Below are 683 nucleotides of genomic sequence, written 5' to 3' on the forward strand. Positions count from 1 at the left end.
ACCAAACCACAGGGAGCACTAGCTGAGGCTGACGGGAAGACTCCTGATCCCGGCGCTTGACCTTGAAGTGCACTCCAAGGTCTACCGTGAGGTCATGACAAGCCAGGCAATGACGAGCTACATGCGGATCGGAGAGCTCGCCAACGTCGTCGGCCTCAGCCCGGACACGATCCGCTACTACGAGAGAGTTGACTTACTACCGCCCCCAGCCCGCACCCCGTCGGGCTATCGGATCTACAGCACGCAAGCGGTGGATCGTCTGCGCTTCATCCAGGGGGCACAGCGGCTAGGCCTCAAGCTCGACGACATCCGTGACCTCCTCTCCGTCAGAGACACAGGAGCCTGTCCGTGTGAACCGGCAGGAGACCTACTCACCCGCCGGTTGACCGAACTCGATGCAGAAATTAAACGTCTGAAAACTCTGCGAACCGAGATGACGACCATGCTCACAGCCTTGCCTGCCGAGAATTGCCCACCCCCGACCCCAGGAACTTGGCTTGAAACAAAGAAGGAGGTGAACTGAGATGCACGACTGCTGCGAAGACCCGATGTGCCCGCCAGAACTCTGCGGCTGCGGCTGCTAACCAGCAAGGAGGGGGCTCCGGCCCCCTCCTTGCTCCTCGCCCTGGGTCGCGGGTCGGCTGAGCAATCTGCGGACTGGTTCCGATTGAGGATCCCCTAAC

1 protein-coding gene is annotated in these 683 nt (G+C 60.9%); it reads left to right on the forward strand.

The window, feature by feature from the left end; translation table 11 throughout:
• Positions 1 to 94: 94 nt before the first annotated feature.
• Positions 95 to 523 carry a heavy metal-responsive transcriptional regulator gene (locus HMPREF3086_RS17965; RefSeq protein WP_198150781.1) on the forward strand — a complete coding sequence of 143 codons (429 nt, stop codon included), beginning with the start codon at positions 95 to 97 and terminating at the stop codon, positions 521 to 523.
• The last annotated feature ends 160 nt before the right edge of the window (positions 524 to 683 follow it).

It is taken from the genome of Dietzia sp. HMSC21D01 (genome assembly GCF_001815995.1).
Classification (GTDB): Bacteria; Actinomycetota; Actinomycetes; order Mycobacteriales; family Mycobacteriaceae; genus Dietzia; species Dietzia cinnamea.

Coding starts and splice junctions, on each gene's coding strand:
- HMPREF3086_RS17965 (WP_198150781.1), top strand. CDS start 95: ATGACAAGCCAGGCAATGACGAGCTACATGCGGATCGGAGAGCTCGCC.